Annotated in this window: 1 protein-coding gene; it reads left to right on the top strand. The window is 46.8% G+C overall.

Features of this window, described 5'->3' with window-relative positions:
- Window positions 1-442 (top strand): ATP-binding cassette domain-containing protein (locus GNP95_RS25560; protein WP_155613614.1); only part of this gene is annotated, 442 nt, incomplete at both ends.

The following is a 442-nucleotide window of genomic DNA, read 5'->3' as shown; positions in this document are numbered from 1 at the left end:
AGTCTAAGGAATCAGATGGGGATCGTTACACAGGATAACTTTTTATATAGCTCTTCGGTGAAAGACAATATTCGAATGGCGAGGCTCGACGCTGCGGATGAAGAGGTGATTGCCGCAGCGAAGAAAGCCTTCGCTCACGATTTTATTTGTGCCTTACCCAACGGGTATGATACCGAAATCGGCGAAAGAGGCATTAAGCTTTCCGGTGGTCAGAAGCCGCGGCTTGCACTCGCCCGCGTCTTTTTAAAGGATCCGGCCCTGATTCTATTAGACGAAGCAACCAGCGCACTCGATAATGAAAGTGAAAAGCTCGTCCAGAAATCGATTTATCAAATAGGTCGTGAAAAAACGATCATTATGATCGCACACAGGCTCTCAACGGTGCTTGAAGCCGATACGATTTTTGTTGTTAAAAACGGGAGCATTGTCGAAAGCGGCAATC

It is taken from the genome of Paenibacillus woosongensis (assembly GCF_009725165.1).
Lineage (GTDB): Bacteria > Bacillota > Bacilli > Paenibacillales > Paenibacillaceae > Fontibacillus > Fontibacillus woosongensis.
Note: the sequence above shows the minus strand (reverse complement) of the source record. Positions and strands in the feature narration are given on the sequence as shown.